At 67.6% G+C, this 14723-nt stretch carries 11 protein-coding genes; 8 read left to right on the plus strand and 3 right to left on the minus strand.

Annotation, left to right across the window (positions count from 1 at the left end; genetic code table 11):
• Positions 1 to 229: 229 nt before the first annotated feature.
• Genes P1K30_RS05920 through P1K30_RS05930 form a run of 3 tightly spaced genes read right to left on the minus strand, consistent with a single transcriptional unit; the run spans position 230 to position 4725 of the window.
• On the minus strand, positions 230 to 1891 hold the full coding sequence (locus tag P1K30_RS05920) for a hydantoinase B/oxoprolinase family protein (RefSeq protein ID WP_275631769.1): 1662 nt from the start codon (positions 1889 to 1891) through the stop codon (positions 230 to 232).
• Positions 1888 to 3936: a hydantoinase/oxoprolinase family protein gene (locus tag P1K30_RS05925; protein ID WP_275631770.1), complete on the minus strand. Its 2049-nt coding sequence runs from the start codon at positions 3934 to 3936 to the stop codon at positions 1888 to 1890. The genes P1K30_RS05920 and P1K30_RS05925 overlap by 4 nt, the downstream gene beginning before the upstream one ends.
• Positions 3937 to 3990: 54 nt before the next feature.
• The gene (locus P1K30_RS05930; RefSeq protein WP_275631771.1) at positions 3991 to 4725 is read right to left on the minus strand and encodes a copper chaperone PCu(A)C domain-containing protein; all 735 of its coding nucleotides are present in this window, start codon (positions 4723 to 4725) and stop codon (positions 3991 to 3993) included.
• A gap of 44 nt (positions 4726 to 4769) precedes the next feature.
• Between P1K30_RS05930 and P1K30_RS05935 the strand changes: the two genes are divergently transcribed.
• The 8 genes from P1K30_RS05935 to P1K30_RS05970 all read left to right on the plus strand — a co-directional run bounded on the left by P1K30_RS05935 (position 4770) and on the right by P1K30_RS05970 (position 14713).
• Entirely contained in the window at positions 4770 to 6149 is a 1380-nt protein-coding gene (locus tag P1K30_RS05935) for a hypothetical protein (protein ID WP_275631772.1), read from the plus strand.
• Between the two features lie 79 nt (positions 6150 to 6228).
• Positions 6229 to 7509 (plus strand): ABC transporter substrate-binding protein, encoded by a 1281-nt coding sequence (locus P1K30_RS05940; protein WP_275631773.1) that lies wholly within the window; start codon positions 6229 to 6231, stop codon positions 7507 to 7509.
• A gap of 218 nt (positions 7510 to 7727) precedes the next feature.
• Positions 7728 to 8654 (plus strand): branched-chain amino acid ABC transporter permease, encoded by a 927-nt coding sequence (locus P1K30_RS05945; protein ID WP_275631774.1) that lies wholly within the window; start codon positions 7728 to 7730, stop codon positions 8652 to 8654.
• Positions 8651 to 9595 carry a branched-chain amino acid ABC transporter permease gene (locus P1K30_RS05950; RefSeq protein WP_275631775.1) on the plus strand — a complete coding sequence of 315 codons (945 nt, stop codon included), beginning with the start codon at positions 8651 to 8653 and terminating at the stop codon, positions 9593 to 9595. The genes P1K30_RS05945 and P1K30_RS05950 overlap by 4 nt, the downstream gene beginning before the upstream one ends.
• Positions 9592 to 10296 carry an ABC transporter ATP-binding protein gene (locus tag P1K30_RS05955; protein WP_275631776.1) on the plus strand — a complete coding sequence of 235 codons (705 nt, stop codon included), beginning with the start codon at positions 9592 to 9594 and terminating at the stop codon, positions 10294 to 10296. The genes P1K30_RS05950 and P1K30_RS05955 overlap by 4 nt, the downstream gene beginning before the upstream one ends.
• Positions 10289 to 10984, plus strand: a complete 696-nt coding sequence (locus tag P1K30_RS05960; protein ID WP_275631777.1) for an ABC transporter ATP-binding protein — start codon at positions 10289 to 10291, stop codon at positions 10982 to 10984. The genes P1K30_RS05955 and P1K30_RS05960 overlap by 8 nt, the downstream gene beginning before the upstream one ends.
• Positions 10985 to 11147: 163 nt before the next feature.
• Positions 11148 to 12002 carry an FAD binding domain-containing protein gene (locus tag P1K30_RS05965; protein ID WP_275631778.1) on the plus strand — a complete coding sequence of 285 codons (855 nt, stop codon included), beginning with the start codon at positions 11148 to 11150 and terminating at the stop codon, positions 12000 to 12002.
• Positions 11999 to 14713 (plus strand): molybdopterin-dependent oxidoreductase, encoded by a 2715-nt coding sequence (locus tag P1K30_RS05970; protein WP_275631779.1) that lies wholly within the window; start codon positions 11999 to 12001, stop codon positions 14711 to 14713. The genes P1K30_RS05965 and P1K30_RS05970 overlap by 4 nt, the downstream gene beginning before the upstream one ends.
• Positions 14714 to 14723 lie beyond the last annotated feature (10 nt).

The raw sequence follows: 14723 nt of genomic DNA on the forward strand, positions 1-14723 counted from the left end.
CTGGACATGACGGTTTCCCCTAACCCCCAGACCCACATAATTCGCCTCGACCGCAAGCACCCATAAAGAGCGAAACATGATAAGCACTCAAACCCTCACTAAGTGAGGAATTAATCAGGATATTTACATCTGATAGCAGTAAAGAAAAGTTATTTTGGGCCATTCACGGCGCCAGCAAGTCAATTAAACCAAGATTCTTATTAAGATATAAAATTTAACAGTGTTATCTTCAGGGCTGTCTATTCAAATAATATCCTTGGACACTGTCTTCCCGTTTCAGGTCCGGGTCCCGTTCAGCCGGATCGCCGTACCCGCCCCCGCCCGGCGTCCGGACGTGAACCCTGTCGCCTGCTGTCAGCGGAATGTCCTGTTCTTTCGACAGATGCTCGGGCACATGCGCCGCGCCGTCACGCCAGACCGTCACCGCGTTCGGCGCGCCGTCCTCGCCGCCCAGCGCGCCCTGCGGACCGAACCGGCCGTGGTCCATCACGAAACTCGCCCGGGCCTCGCCCCGCCGCAGTTCGACCATGTAGTCCAGCCCAAAGCCGCCCCGATGTTTTCCGGCGCCGCCCGAACCCTCGTGCAGTCGATAGTGGTGGTAAAGGACCGGAAAGGCCTGCTCCATGATCTCGACTGGCGGCGCCTTCGAGATGCCGATGGTCGAACAGCCGTTCGACAGGCCGTCACCGTCCGCGCTGCCGCCATAGCCGCCGCCCGATAGCTGGTACATCACATAGCTGCGGCCGCGTTCGGGATCGAACCCGCCCAGCGCGAAGTTGCCAGAGGTGCCGGCGGGCGCCGCCGTCACCCGGTCGGGCAGCGCCTGCACCAGCGCGGCAAACACCGCCTCGGCGATGCGCTGGCTGACCTCGGCGGCGCAGCCCGACACCGGGCGCGGGTACTGCGCATCCAGAAACGTGCCCTCGATCCCGGTGACGTCCAGCGGCTCGAACGCGCCCGCGCTGATCGGCACCTCGGGGAAGATGTGGCGCACGGCAAGGTAGACCGACGACAGCGTCGTCGCCCGGACCGAGTTCATCGGACCAAGGCAGGGCGCGCTGGAGCCGGTGAAATCGAACACCAGCCCGTCGTCCCGGCGCGTCACGGCCAGCCGGATCGCAAGCGGCTCGTTCACCACGCCGTCGCTGTCGATCCATGCGGTCGCCTTGTAACACCCGTCGGGAATGCCCGCGATGAAAGTCCGCATCTGCTGCGCCGCGCGACGGCGCAGTTCGGCGATGGCCTCGGTCACGGTGTCGTCGCCGTAGCGGTCCATCAGCGCGTTCATCCGGTCCTCTCCGACCTCCAGCGCGGCGGCCTGTGCCTTGACGTCGCCGATCCGCTGGTCGGCCACGCGGATGTTCGAACAGATGATCTGATAGATCTCGCGGTCCATCGTGCCGCGCTTGAACAGCTTCACCGGCGGCAGGCGCAGCCCCTCTTGTTCCACCGCCGTCGCGCTGGCGGAAAAACCGCCGGGCACGGCGCCGCCGGTGTCGGGCCAATGGCCGGTGTTGGACAGCCAGCAATACAGTTCGCCGTGTCGATAGAACGGGCGGGCGAAACGCACATCCATGAGGTGGGTGCCGCCAAGGTAGGGATCGTTGACGATATACACGTCGCCCGGCTCTGGCGGCGCGGTCTCTCCGCTGGCGATGCGTTCGGTCAGGACGCGGGTGGAATACTGCATCGTGCCGACGAACACCGGCAGCCCGCCCGCACCCTGCGCGATCAGCGCGCCGTCTTCGGCGGCATAGATGCCATCCGAGCGGTCGTTCGCCTCTGCGATAACCGGAGAGAAAGCGGCGCGCGAGAAGGACAGATCCATCTCGTCGCAGACTTGCTGCAGGCCCGCCTGAATGACGGACAGGGTGATGGGGTCGAGGGTCATTCTGCCACCTCCACCAGCAAGTTCCCTTGCGCATCGCCACGCGCCACGTCGCCGGGTTCCAGCAGCACGGTCGTGTCCATCTGCTCGACCACCGCCGGCCCTTCGATCACCGCGTTCAGCGGCAGCCACTCGCGGCGATAAACCGGCGTGTCGAACACCGCGTCGCCAAACCGCACGGGCCGCTCGCCGGTCTGCGCCTCGGCGACAGCCCCCTTCCGCCCCGTGGGATCGATCAGCGTCGACAGGTCGATCGGCAGCCGTTCTCCGATCACCGAGGTGTTCACGTTCACCACGCTTGCGCGGATTTCGGACAACTGCACGCGGAAGCGGTCGAAATAGACCCGCTCGAACGCCTCTTGCAGCGCCGCGCGCGAAATGGCCGGGTCCGGCACCGGAACGCGGATCAGGTGGGTCTGGCCAATGAACTGCATGTCCACCGAATGCACCCGCCGCACGCACGCCAGCCGCACCCGTTCCGCCGCGATCAGCGCCTCGCCCTCGGCGGCCTGTTCGTCGAAGGCGGCGCGCAGCGTGTCCATGTCCAGCGTGTCCAGCGGGCGCCCCAGCGTGCGGACGTAGTCGTGCCGCAGGTCCGCAACCACGCAGCCGATGGCGTTGGTGATGCCCGGACGGGGCGGCACCAGCACGCGTGGAATGCCCAGTTCCTTTGCCAAAGCGCAGGCATGCAGCGGCCCCGCGCCCCCGAAGGCGAACAACGCGAAGTCGCGCGGATCGGCGCCCAGCGACACGGACACCATCCGAATGGCCCCCGCCATCCGCGCGTTGGCCACGCGGATCACCGCCTCGGCCGCTTGCCCGGCGTCCAGCCCCAGCGGCGCGCCCAGCGCCGCGAAGGCATCCCGCACCGTGTCCAGCGACACGCCGCCCTCGACCGCCAGCCGCGCCGGGTCCAACCGGCCGAGCAGCAAGTTCGCGTCCGAGATCGTCGGTTGCGAACCGCCCCGGCCATAGCAGATCGGCCCCGGCACAGAGCCCGCGCTTTCGGGCCCCACCTGCAACAGCCCCGCCGCATCCACCCGCGCGATGGACCCGCCCCCCGCACCCACGGTGCGCACGTCGACCATCGGAACGTGGATCGGCATCGCGTACTCGATCTCGGTCTCGTTCGAGACCTGCGGCTCTGCCCCCCGGATCAGCGCCACGTCGGTCGAGGTTCCGCCCATGTCGTAGGTGATCAGCTCTCCGATGCCCGCCGCGCGGCCCGTGTAGGCCGCCGCCATCACGCCCGAGGCCGGGCCGGACATCACCGTCTTCGCCGCCTCGTCCGCGACCCGCCGCGACGACACCATGCCGCCGTTGCCGTTCATCACCAGCAACTCGCTGCCATACCCCCCCTCGGCCAGCGCGTCTTCGAGCCGCCGGATATAGCGCGCCAGCAATGGCTGGACCGAGGCATTGACCGCCGCCGTCACGCCCCGCTCGAATTCGCGGCTTTCCGACAGCAGCGCGTGGCCCAGCGTGATGTGATCGTTCGGCCAGACCCCGCGCAGGATCTCGCCGCAGGCCAGTTCGTGCGCGGGGTTGGCATAGGAGTGCAGAAAATGGACGACGACGGATTCGCAGCCCGCGTCCAGCAGCGCCTTCGCGGCGTCGCGCACCGCGTCGCCGTCCAGCGGGATCAGGACCTGCCCGGCAGCGTCCATCCGCTCGGGCACTTCCAGGCGCAGGTTGCGCGGGATGATCGGGCGGAAGCTACCCTTCATGCCATAGGGCTGCGGGCGGGTGCGGCGTCCCATTTCCAGCACATCGCGGAAGCCCCGCGTTGTAATCAGCCCGGTGCGCGACAGCTTGCGTTCCAGCACCGCGTTCGTCGTCGTGGTGGTGCCGTGGACGATCAGGTCCAGCGCGGCAAGGTCGGTCTCTGCCGCGCTCAACGCGTTGAGCACCCCGAACGCTTGATTGTCGAGGGTCGAGGCAACCTTGGCCAGCCGCACCTCTCCGGTTTGCTGGTCCAGACGCACAAGATCGGTGAACGTGCCGCCCACGTCGACACCCGCCACCTGCCCGGTTCCCTCACTGTGCATGCTGCCCGCCCGTTCCACCTTTTGCACCAGTGAACGACCGCGCCATGCCGGGTGTCAATCCGCCGTCAGCGTCACACTGGCCGACACCGGCCCGTCGGCGGTTGCATAGGCGCGGTGATCGTTGGTGTTCAGCGCCACGCGCAAGCTATGCGTTCCGGGCGGCAGGATGCCGATCCGGTATTCACCACCGAACACGCGGCCCAGCTTCAGCCCGTTCAGGTACATGTGCGCATGCCCCGCGCCCGGAACGTGGGCGGCGTCCACCGCATCCGGGTCGAAAGTGAAATCTGTCGTCGCGATGCGGATCAGCCAGCCGCTGTCGAAGGCCTCTGCCTCCAGCGTGATGGTTGGCGCGGTCTCGTCCTCGGGGACCACGTAGCTTTCATCATGCGACATCGAGGCGGCGCTATCGATCCGCGCCCGCGTCGCCACCGAACCCGCGACTTCGAAGTCCAGCGTGACCGGCACAAGGCGCCCGTCTTCGGCATCGTCCAACCCTGTCAGCATGGCATGCGCCCCGTCCATCGACAGCGACGGTTTCGCCCCCGCCGGAATGGCCAGCACCTCGGCGCCGCCAGCGTTCATGAACGGCAGGCGACCCGCCTCGGTCGACACGCCAAGAAGACGGTCCGGCCCGCCGGGGTTGTCGATGGCAAGCGTCAGGGCAAGACCGTCGCCCATCGGAACCAGAACCGCGTCGGTGACGGTGACCGGCGGCGCGGTCCGGAACAGGCCCGACAGCACAAGGACTCCCCCCGCCATCACGAGGATCAGGAAAGCTCCGAGCAAGGCGAGGGGTTTCAACGGGCGCACCACCGGCTAAAGATCATCGCATGAAGCCTAAACGTCTGTCGCCGCTGTACAAGGCCCTGCCGCTGCTGTTGCCCGCGCAGGCGGATGCGCACGCATCGGAACAGGGGCTGGTGCTGCTTTTACCGACAGATGTCTACACCGGCGCCGGGGTTGCGGCGGTTGCGGCCACCGTCGTGCTGCTGGCCTTTGCCCCGGCGGGGCTGATGACACGGCTGTTCGCGACGGTCCGGCTGTGGCGGGCGCGGCCCGGACTGTTGCCCGTGCTTACCAGTTGCCTGTCGTTCCTGTTCCTGCTGGTCGTCGTGACCGCAGGTTTCCTTGGCCCGCGCGATCCGCTGGCGAATCCGCTGCCCCTGACGGTCTGGACGATCTTCTGGATCGGGATGGTCACGGTGCAGGGGCTGCTGGGTGACGTCTGGCGCTGGGTGAACCCGTGGTCGGGCCCGCTGGCGGTGCTGCACCGCGCGTTCGGGGCGTGGCCCGTCTATCGGGTGCGCGGGGCGTGGCCCGGCGCCCTGACTTTCCTTGCCTTCATGGGCTTTCTGCTGGCCGATCCCGCCCCGTCCGACCCCGACCGGCTGGCCGCGCTGGTGTCGGTCTACTGGCTGGCCACCTTCGTGGCGTCCTGTATCTTCGGTCCGCGCTGGCTGCGGCGGGGCGAGGGGCTGACGCTGTCGCTGACCGCCTTCGCCCGGCTGGGCATGTTCGGGCGGCGCGGCGGCCGCATGCGGGCGGGGCTTCCCGGCTGGCAGATCGCAACGCGCGGGGCCGGGCCGGGGCTGGCCTTGATCTCGGTGCTGCTGCTTGGGTGCGGCAGCTTCGATGGCGTGAACGAGACGTTCTGGTGGTTGACGCGGCTGGGCCTGAACCCGCTCGAGTTTCCGGGCCGTTCCTTCATCGTGGTGCAAAACCTGCTGGGGCTTGTGCTGGCCAACCTGCTGCTTGTCGCCGTTCTTGCCCTGACGCTGTGGCCCGGTCTTCGTCTGGCGCGCAGCGACATGAGCCTGATGCGGGCCTTCGCGCTGTTCGCGCCCTCGATGCTGCCCATCGCGTTGGGGTATCACGTTGCGCATTATCTCACGAGCTTCATGGTCGACGGGCAATACGCGCTGGTCGCGCTTAGCGATCCGTTCCTGACCGGGGCCGATCTGCTGGGGCTGGGGCAGTTCTATGTCTCGACCGGGTTCTTCAACACGACCGACACCGTTCGCAGGATCTTTCTGACGCAGGCCGGGGCGGTGGTCGCCGGTCATGTCCTTGCGGTTCTTGTCGCCCACGCCATCGCGATCCGCGCCTTCGGATCCCACCGCCGCGCCGCGCTTAGTCAGGCGCCTTTGGCGGCGTTCATGATTGCCTACACTTTGTTCGGTCTCTGGCTGTTGTCGTCACCACGCTTCTAATCGGCGGGATTTTCGTGGACATATACAAGAGTTGCCCCGCACCATTGCCGGGCAACGGATCCAAACCGGGGGGTTTCCGATGACCGACACGACATCCACCACACGACGGGGCGCGCTGAAGACGCTGGCCGCAGGCGGGGCCGCCGCCGCGTCGCTTCCGCTCTGGGCGCGCTACACCCACGCACAAACGGCAGAACCGATCAAGATCGGCTTTCAGGTGCACAGCACCGGCATCGGCGCCGCGTATGGCCGCTGGTACGACCGCACGACCACCGCAGCCGCCGCGCTGATCAACGAGGCCGGCGGCATCAACGGCCGGCCCATCGAGATCATCGCCGAGGACGATGGCACCGACCCGCGCCGTGGCGCCGAGGTCATTGAACGGTTCGCCAACCAGCACGGCTGCGACATCGCCTTCGGCACCCTGTTCAGCCACGTCGTCATGGGCTCTGCCCCGCGCGCTGGTGAACTGAAGCTGCCGTATTTCGTCGTCTCGGAAGGTCACCACGTCGCGTCGGGCGCGCTGAACCGCTGGACGCTGCAGCCGGGCATCACCGACGTCAAAAGCCAGGTTTCGGCGGTGGCACCCTTTATCGCCAATTCGATCGGCAAGAAGGTGACGATCATCTACCCCGATTATGCCTTCGGCCACGATCACCGCGACAACCTTCCGCCCGCGATCGAGGCTGCCGGGGGCGAGATCGTCGGCATGGTGCCGATCCCGCCCACCGAAACCTCGTTCACCCGCTACTTCCCGCAGATCCCGCGCGAGACCGAGGTCGTGTATCACGTCATGATCGGCCCCGCCGTCCTGACCTTCGTGCGGGAAATGGGCGAATTCTTCGGCCCGTCCGCGCCCGCCATCTTCGGCTTCATCGACTCGCTCGAGGCGATCGACCTGTCGTCTCCGGGGCTGGAATTCCTGGACGGCACCTATTTCTGGGAAGGCAACCCGCGCTACTCGCAGGGCAACAACGAGTACGACACGTTCTACCGCGAAAAGGTGGGCGTGGATGCCAACGGGGCATCGGTGTCCGACCCGTCCGACGTGTCCACCTACGCCCACATGTTCGGCTGCTGGGAAACGCTGCACGTCATCAAGGCCGGGATGGAGGCCGCGAGCTACGCCGGACCCGACGACCGGCAGGCGCTGGTCGAGGCGGTCGAGGCGATGACCGACATGCCGCAGTCGAACGCCCACCCGCAGGGCGACAAGGTGTTCAACGGCAAGACACACCAGGTGTTCGGCCACCAGTACATCAGCCAAGTCGGGGACGGCCGTCTGAACGTGGTGGCAGAAACCTCGATCGAGGACGGGATGTACCCGGACGAGGTCGACTACACCACGATGTCCTTCTGATGCGCGCCGCGGCCCCGTACTGGGGCCGCGACGATCCTCGGTCTGTGCGCGCGGCGGCGTAACCCCGCGCGCATCACGCCGCCCCCCGTTCCGTCGCGCCTGCGCGTTTGACCCTTGGCCGGAACGGGCGCCCAAGATCGCGGCTGTGTCCGATTCGACAGCGACGAAACGCGGGATTGCGCTTGCCCGCCGGGACCTTACCGGGCAACGTCACCGGCATGGAATTCGGTCCCTATCTGATGCTTGCAACGCTGGAGGGCGCGGTCACCGCTGCGGTGCTGGCCTTGACCGCCGTCGGCCTGAGCCTTGTGTTCGGCATCATGCGGGTCGTGAACGTGGCGCACGGCGAATTCTTCATGCTGGGCGCGGTGCTGGCGTGGTGGGTGTCGTCGTGGTTCGGCGGCCCCGCATGGGTCGGCTTCGTCGCGGCAGCAGTGATCGCGCCCTTGCTGGTCGGCGTGCTGGCGGCCTTTGCGGACATGACCCTGCTGAAGCGGATCGAGTACGATCCCGAACGGACCATCGTGATCACCATCGGCCTTCTGTACGTGATCCAGCAGGTCACGCTGATGACCTACGGCCCCGACGCCCGCCCGGTCGAGCCGCCGTTCAACACGCGCCTTGCGCTGCCATGGTTCGAACGCGGCGACAGCGGCTGGCAACTGTATTGGCCGTGGGGGCTGTCAACTACGTCGTACAAGCTGTTCGTGATCGGCGCGGCGGCGGCGCTGCTGGGCGTGGTCTGGCTGTTGATGCGGCACACCAAGATCGGCCTGATCATGCGCGCGACCCAACTGGACGGCGAGATGGCGCAGGCCTTCGGCATCCCGGTCGAACGCGTCTATGCCTTTACCTTCGGCCTTGGCGCCGGGCTGGCGGCCTTGGCGGCGGTGCTGATCGTGCCGGTGCAGCAGGCGCATTACCTGATGGGCGGCGATCCGCTTTTGCTGTCCTTCATCGTGGTCATCATCGGGGGCCTCGGCAGCCTGCCCGGCACCGTGGTCGCGGCGTTGCTGATCGGGCTGTCGGACGGCATCATCAGCGTCTTCTTTTCGCCGACGCTGGCCAAGATCCTTGCGACGCTTCTGGTGGCGCTGGTGCTGGTATTCCGACCGCAGGGCCTGTTCGGAACCCGCACGGCATGAGCGTTACGACCCGCGTCCTGCTGTTGCACGGTGCGCTTGTCGCACTGCTGCTGGCGCTGAACTGGCTGCTGCCCGTCTATCACCACGGCAACCTTGCCCGCGTCATGGTGCTGGCCACCTACGCGATGGGATACAACCTGCTGTTCGGCTACACCGGGCTGCTGTCGCTGGGCCACGCGATGTTCTTCTCGGCGGGCATGTACGGCATGGCGCTGACGGTAAAGCACCTTGGCTGGACGCCCGCCCCCGCGATGCTGGCGGGGCTGGTGTCGGGCGCGCTTCTGTCGCTGGCGGTGGGCGCGCTGGCACTGCGGACCGCCGGTGTCGCCTTCATGATCGTGACGCTGATGTTCGCGCAGGCGGCGTTCCTGACGATCCTGTACTTCGGCGAGTGGACGAACGCCGACGACGGCCTTGTGCTGCAGCGCGCCGAGCGGATGCTGTGGGGGCTGGACCTGACCAACGACACGACCCGCTATATCGCGGCGTGGGTGCTGTTCTCGGTCTGCCTTGGCCTGTCGCTGTGGCTGGTGCGGTCGTCCTTCGGCAAGGTCCTGATCGCGATCCGCGAGAACGAGCCGCGCGCGCAGATGCTGGGCTATGACACGTTCCGCCACAAGCTTGCGGCGGTGACCGCGTCGGGCACGATGTCGGCGGCGGCGGGGGCGGCCTATGGCCTGCTGTTCGGCTACGCGGGCGCAAGTTTCGCGGGCGTGCAGTATTCGATCCTGCCGCTGCTGTGGGTGCTGCTGGGCGGCTTCGGCACCCTGATCGGCCCGTTCATCGGGACGCTGTTCATCTTCTACCTGATCAACATCACCTCGGGCTTCACCTCGGCCTATATGGCGGTGGTCGGCGCGGTGCTGATCGCGGTGACGCTATTCGCCCGGCAGGGCATCGGCGGAGAGTTGCGGGCGCGCGTCTGGCGGTGGCTGCCATGACGCTGCTGTCGACCCGTGGCCTGTCGAAAAGCTTCTCGGGCCTGCGCGCGGTGCACGAGGTTGATTTTGACCTGCCCGAAGGCGAGGTGCGCGCGCTGATCGGACCCAACGGCGCGGGTAAGACCACCTTCGTCGGGATGCTGTGCGGGCGGATCGAGCCCAGCGCGGGCAGCGTGTCGTTCGACGGGCACGACGTGACCGCCCTGCCCGCGCACCGGCGCATCCGGGCGGGCATGGCCTATACCTTCCAGATCACCAGCATCTTCGGGCGGCTGACCTGCCACGAGAACGTGGCGCTTGCCGTGCGCCGCCGGAATGGTCCCCTGTCGGACGTGACCCATGCGCTGGACCGGGTCGGGCTGGCCGACCGCGCCGAGCAACTGGCCGGCGACCTGAGCTATGGCCACCAGCGGCTGCTGGAGATCGCGATGGGGCTGGCGCAGAAGCCACGGCTTCTGATCCTCGACGAACCGACGCAGGGCCTTTCGGACACCGAGATCGACGCCTTCTGCGCCCTGATCCGCGAACTGAAGGCCGAAACCACGATCCTGCTGATCGAGCACAACATGGCCGTGGTCATGCAGACGGCCGACCGCATCACCGTCCTGAACTTCGGAGAGATCCTTGCCGAGGGCGATCCCGACCAGATCCGCGCCGACCGCACGGTGCAGGCCGCCTATCTGGGGACCGAGGATGCTTGAGCTGCGCGATGTGTCCACCGGCTATGGCGCGGCGCAGGTGCTGCGCGACGTGTCGCTGGACGTGCAGGCGGGCGAGATCCATTGCCTGCTGGGCCGCAACGGGGCCGGCAAGACCACGACGATGAAGGCCATCGCGGGGCTGCTGCCTGTCTGGAGCGGAACCATTCATCTGGACGGGGCAGAGATCGGCGCGCTGCCCGCGCACCGGGTCGGCCGGACCGGCGTCGGGTACATCCCGCAGGGACGGCGGTTGTTCGGGGAACTGACCGTCGCGCAGAACCTAGAGATCGGGCTGATGACCCGCCGTTCCGCGCCTGCCGTACGCGAACGCGCGCTGGACCTGTTCCCCCGCCTGCGCGAGCGGATGTCGCAGCGGGCGCAGACGCTGTCGGGCGGCGAGCAACAGATGCTGGCCACCGCGCGTGCGCTGTGCACGGAACCCAAGGTGCTGCTGCTGGACGAGCCGACCGAGGGGCTGCAACCCTCGATGATCGCCGCGATCCGCGACGTGATCGTGCGGCTGCGCGGCGAAGGCACGGCGATCCTTCTGGTCGAACAGCGGATCGACGCTGTGCTTGCGGTGGCCGACCGGGTGACGTTCCTTGAGAACGGGCAGACCCGCGAAACATGGGACGCCGCCGATCTGCGCGCCGATCATTCCGCAATCGACCGCTACCTTGGCGTCTGACTCGGCAGGGCCCGCCCAGTGACCGCAAGCGGTCGCTCGGGTTCCCGCAGGCGACCGTTTTCCATGCACCGCGCCAACGACAAAGCCGTCCTCGCACGGCCGGCATTGACAGGTGCCGCATCCGCCGCGCAGGCTTTGACCGGACAGTCAAAGGGAGCGCCGATTGCCGGCTTACCACAGCCCCTCCACCCTTGCGGACGCGCTGGAGATTCTGGCGTCGGGACCGGTGACCATCGCCGCCGGCTGCACCGACCTTTATCCCGCGACGCAGGCCAAGGCGCTGCCCGGAGACATCCTCGACATCACCGCCATTTCCGAGCTGTCCGGCATCACCCGCGATGACGCGGGCTGGCGGATCGGGGCGGGCGTGACATGGGCCGAACTGATCCGCGCGCATCTGCCGCCCGCGTTCGACGGGCTGAAGCGCGCCGCGCGCGAGGTCGGGTCGGTGCAGATCCAGACCGCGGGCACGGTGGCGGGCAACCTGTGCACCGCGTCGCCCGCCGGTGACGGGGCACCGTGCCTGATGACGCTGGACGCGACCGTCGAACTTGCATCCGCCACGGCGAACCGCAGCCTGCCGCTGGCACAGTTTCTGACCGGCGCGCGCCGCACGGCACTGCGCCCGGAAGAGATGGTGACCGCCATCCGCGTTCCCGCCACGACCGCTGCGGGACAGGGCGATTTCCTGAAGCTTGGCGCGCGCCGTTATCTTGTCATCTCGATCGCGATGGCCGCCGCCCGGTTCGAGACCGAAGGTGGCGCGATCACCCGCGCTGCGCTTTCGGTCGGCGCGTGCGGCCCGGTCGCCGCTCGCCTGTCCGGGTTAGAGCGCGCCTTAGAAGGCGTGCCGCTATCCGCTGCGGTCAATAAGGTGACGACCGACGCGGTCGCGCCGCATCTTTCGCCCATCGACGACATTCGCGGGGACGCGGAATACCGGATAGAGGCCGCAACCGAGCTGGTCCGCAGACTGGTACTTCGCTGCGCAGAAAAACGCGTGGGGATCGCGGCATGAACCAGCCGTTCGGCACCCGAACCATGCGCCTGAATGGCGTCGATACGCCCTTCGCCGCCGCACCCGGTCGCCGCTTGTCAGAGGTGCTGCGCGAGGATCTGCAACAGTTCGGCACCAAGATCGGCTGCGATGCCGGGGACTGCGGCGCTTGCACGGTTCTGCTGAACGGCAGCCCGGTGTGCGCCTGCCTGACACCCGCGATCCGCGTCGACGGGGCAGAGGTCACGACCGTCGAAGGGGTACAGAAAATCGTCCCGATGTTGCAGCGATCCTTCCTGCGGCACGGCGCGGCGCAGTGCGGCATTTGCACGCCCGGAATGCTGGTCGCAGCCGCAGCATTGCTGCAGAAAAACGCCTCGCCCAGCCGCCGCGAGGTCGAGGATGCCTTGGGCGGCGTGCTGTGCCGCTGTACCGGCTACGCCAAGATCATCGACGCGGTTTGCGACATGTCGGGACTTTCTGAACCCGACAGCCCAAAGACGGGCGCTGCCGTAGGGGCACGGCTGGAACGGCTGGACGGCGGGCCGAAGGTTGCAGGAACCGAGGTGTACGGTGCGGACCTTGTCCTGCCCGACACGCTAGAGGTGCGCGCCATCCGGTCGCCGCATCATGCTGCAACATTCACGCTGGGCGACACCGCAGCATGGACCGCAGCGGCACCCGGCCCGGTGCTGGTTCTTACCGCCGCCGATATACCCGGTCCGAACCTGTTCGGCACCATCCCCGACTATGTCGATCAGCCGGTCCTGGCAGAAACGTCGGTGCGGCAGCGGGGCGAAGCCATCGCGATCGTCGTCGCCGAAACCGCCGTGCTGGACGCGCTGGACCTGTCGACGTTTCCTGTGAAGTGGACCCCAACGCCTGCCGTCACCGACCTTGCGTCCGCCCCGCCCGCCGATCTTCATCCGCATCGCCCGGGCAACCTGATGATCCGGGGGCTTGTCCGATGCGGCGACACCACCGCCGCGCTTCGGGACGCCACCTTCGTGTCGGACGCGCAGGTCGAAACCGGCTTTGTGGAACACGCCTATATCGAACCCGAGGCTGGCATCGCGTGGATGGATGGCGACACGCTGGTGATCCGCGCCTGCACGCAGGCGCCGGTGATGGACCGGGACGAGACGGCCAAGGTGCTTGCGCTTCCGACCGACCGCGTCCGCGTGCAGCCTGCGGCGACGGGCGGCGGCTTCGGCGCGAAGCTCGACGTGTCGCTGCAGCCGCTGATCGGGCTTGCCACGCTGAAGACCGGACGGCCCTGCCGGATGATCTACAGCCGCAGCGAAAGCATGGCCTCGACCACCAAGCGGCACCCCGCGAAGATGAAAGGCCGCGCCGGTTGCGATGCGGCGGGCCACGTGACGGGGATGACCTTCGACGGGGATTTCAACACAGGCGCCTATGCCAGCTGGGGCCCGACCGTCGCGGTGCGTGTTCCTGTCCATGCCTCGGGCCCCTACCGCACGCCGAACTACCACGCCGAGGCCCGCGCGATGCACACCAACGGCCCCGCCGCCGGGGCGTTTCGCGGCTTTGGCGTTCCGCAGGCCGCGCTGGTGCAGGAAACCCTGTACGACGACCTTGCGATCAAGGCCGGCATCGACCGGCTGGAATTCCGCATCGTGAACGCGCTGCGCGACGGTGACACCACCGTCTGCGGCCAGACGCCCGGCGGCATCGGGATAGCCGAGTGTCTGGAGGCGCTGCGCCCCGCGTGGCAGCAGGCGCTGGCGCGGGCCGACACCACGGACCCCCGCAGGCTGCGCGGCGTCGGCGTCGCGTCCTGCTGGTACGGCTGCGGGAACACCGGGTTGCCGAACCCCTCGACGATCCGCGCGGGGCTTCGCCGCGACGGGACGCTGGTGCTGCATCAGGGGGCGGCGGACATCGGACAGGGCGCGAACACGGTGATCGCGCAGATCTTCGCGGACGCGCTTGGGCTGCCTGTCGGACAGGTCGCGCTGATCGACGGCGACACCGCGCTGACGCCGGATTGCGGCAAGACCTCTGCCTCGCGCCAGACCTTCGTGACCGGCAATGCCGCGCTGCGTGCGGGGCAAATGCTGCGCAGCGAGATCCTGTCGCTGACCAACGCCGGCGCCGCCGCGAAACTGTCTTTGCAGGACGGCGCGCTGACCGTCACTGATGGCCGCGCGATCCGCACGATCCACCTTGCCGACCTTCCGGCGAACCCGCTGGGCTATGTGCTGTCGGCAGAAGAAACCTATGACCCGCCGACCCGCCCCTTGGACGAGAACGGGCAGGGCGAACCCTACGCCGTTTACGGCTATGGCGCGCAGGTGGCCGAGGTTGAAGTGGACGCGACGCTCGGTACCGTTCGCGTGCTTCACATGACGGCGGCGCATGATCTTGGGCGGGTGATGAACCCCTTGCTGGCCGAGGGGCAGGTCGAGGGCGGGATTGCCCAAGGCCTGGGGATGGCGCTGATGGAGGAGTACATCCCCGGCCGCACCGAGAACCTGCACGATTACCTGATCCCGACCACCGGCGACATGCCTGAAATCCAGACGATCTTTATCGAGAAACCCGACCCCGAGGGGCCGCTGGGTGCAAAAGGTTTGGGAGAGCATGTCCTGATCCCCACCGCACCCGCGATCCTGAACGGGATCCGCCATGCCAGCGGCGCGCGGATCACGCGGCTGCCCGCGCTGCCGCATCGGGTGTTGGCCGCGATCCGGGAGGCGGGACAATGATGCCGATCCT

It is taken from the genome of Psychromarinibacter halotolerans (assembly GCF_029168315.1).
Taxonomy (GTDB): Bacteria; Pseudomonadota; Alphaproteobacteria; order Rhodobacterales; family Rhodobacteraceae; genus Psychromarinibacter; species Psychromarinibacter halotolerans.

Excerpts from the sequence above, each read along its gene's own strand:
- P1K30_RS05920 (WP_275631769.1), bottom strand. The coding sequence starts at position 1,891 with ATGACCCTCGACCCCATCACCCTGTCCGTCATTCAGGCGGGCCTGCAG.
- P1K30_RS05925 (WP_275631770.1), bottom strand. The coding sequence starts at position 3,936 with ATGCACAGTGAGGGAACCGGGCAGGTGGCGGGTGTCGACGTGGGCGGC.
- P1K30_RS05935 (WP_275631772.1), top strand. The coding sequence starts at position 4,770 with ATGAAGCCTAAACGTCTGTCGCCGCTGTACAAGGCCCTGCCGCTGCTG.
- P1K30_RS05940 (WP_275631773.1), top strand. The coding sequence starts at position 6,229 with ATGACCGACACGACATCCACCACACGACGGGGCGCGCTGAAGACGCTG.
- P1K30_RS05945 (WP_275631774.1), top strand. The coding sequence starts at position 7,728 with ATGGAATTCGGTCCCTATCTGATGCTTGCAACGCTGGAGGGCGCGGTC.
- P1K30_RS05950 (WP_275631775.1), top strand. The coding sequence starts at position 8,651 with ATGAGCGTTACGACCCGCGTCCTGCTGTTGCACGGTGCGCTTGTCGCA.
- P1K30_RS05955 (WP_275631776.1), top strand. The coding sequence starts at position 9,592 with ATGACGCTGCTGTCGACCCGTGGCCTGTCGAAAAGCTTCTCGGGCCTG.
- P1K30_RS05960 (WP_275631777.1), top strand. The coding sequence starts at position 10,289 with ATGCTTGAGCTGCGCGATGTGTCCACCGGCTATGGCGCGGCGCAGGTG.
- P1K30_RS05970 (WP_275631779.1), top strand. The coding sequence starts at position 11,999 with ATGAACCAGCCGTTCGGCACCCGAACCATGCGCCTGAATGGCGTCGAT.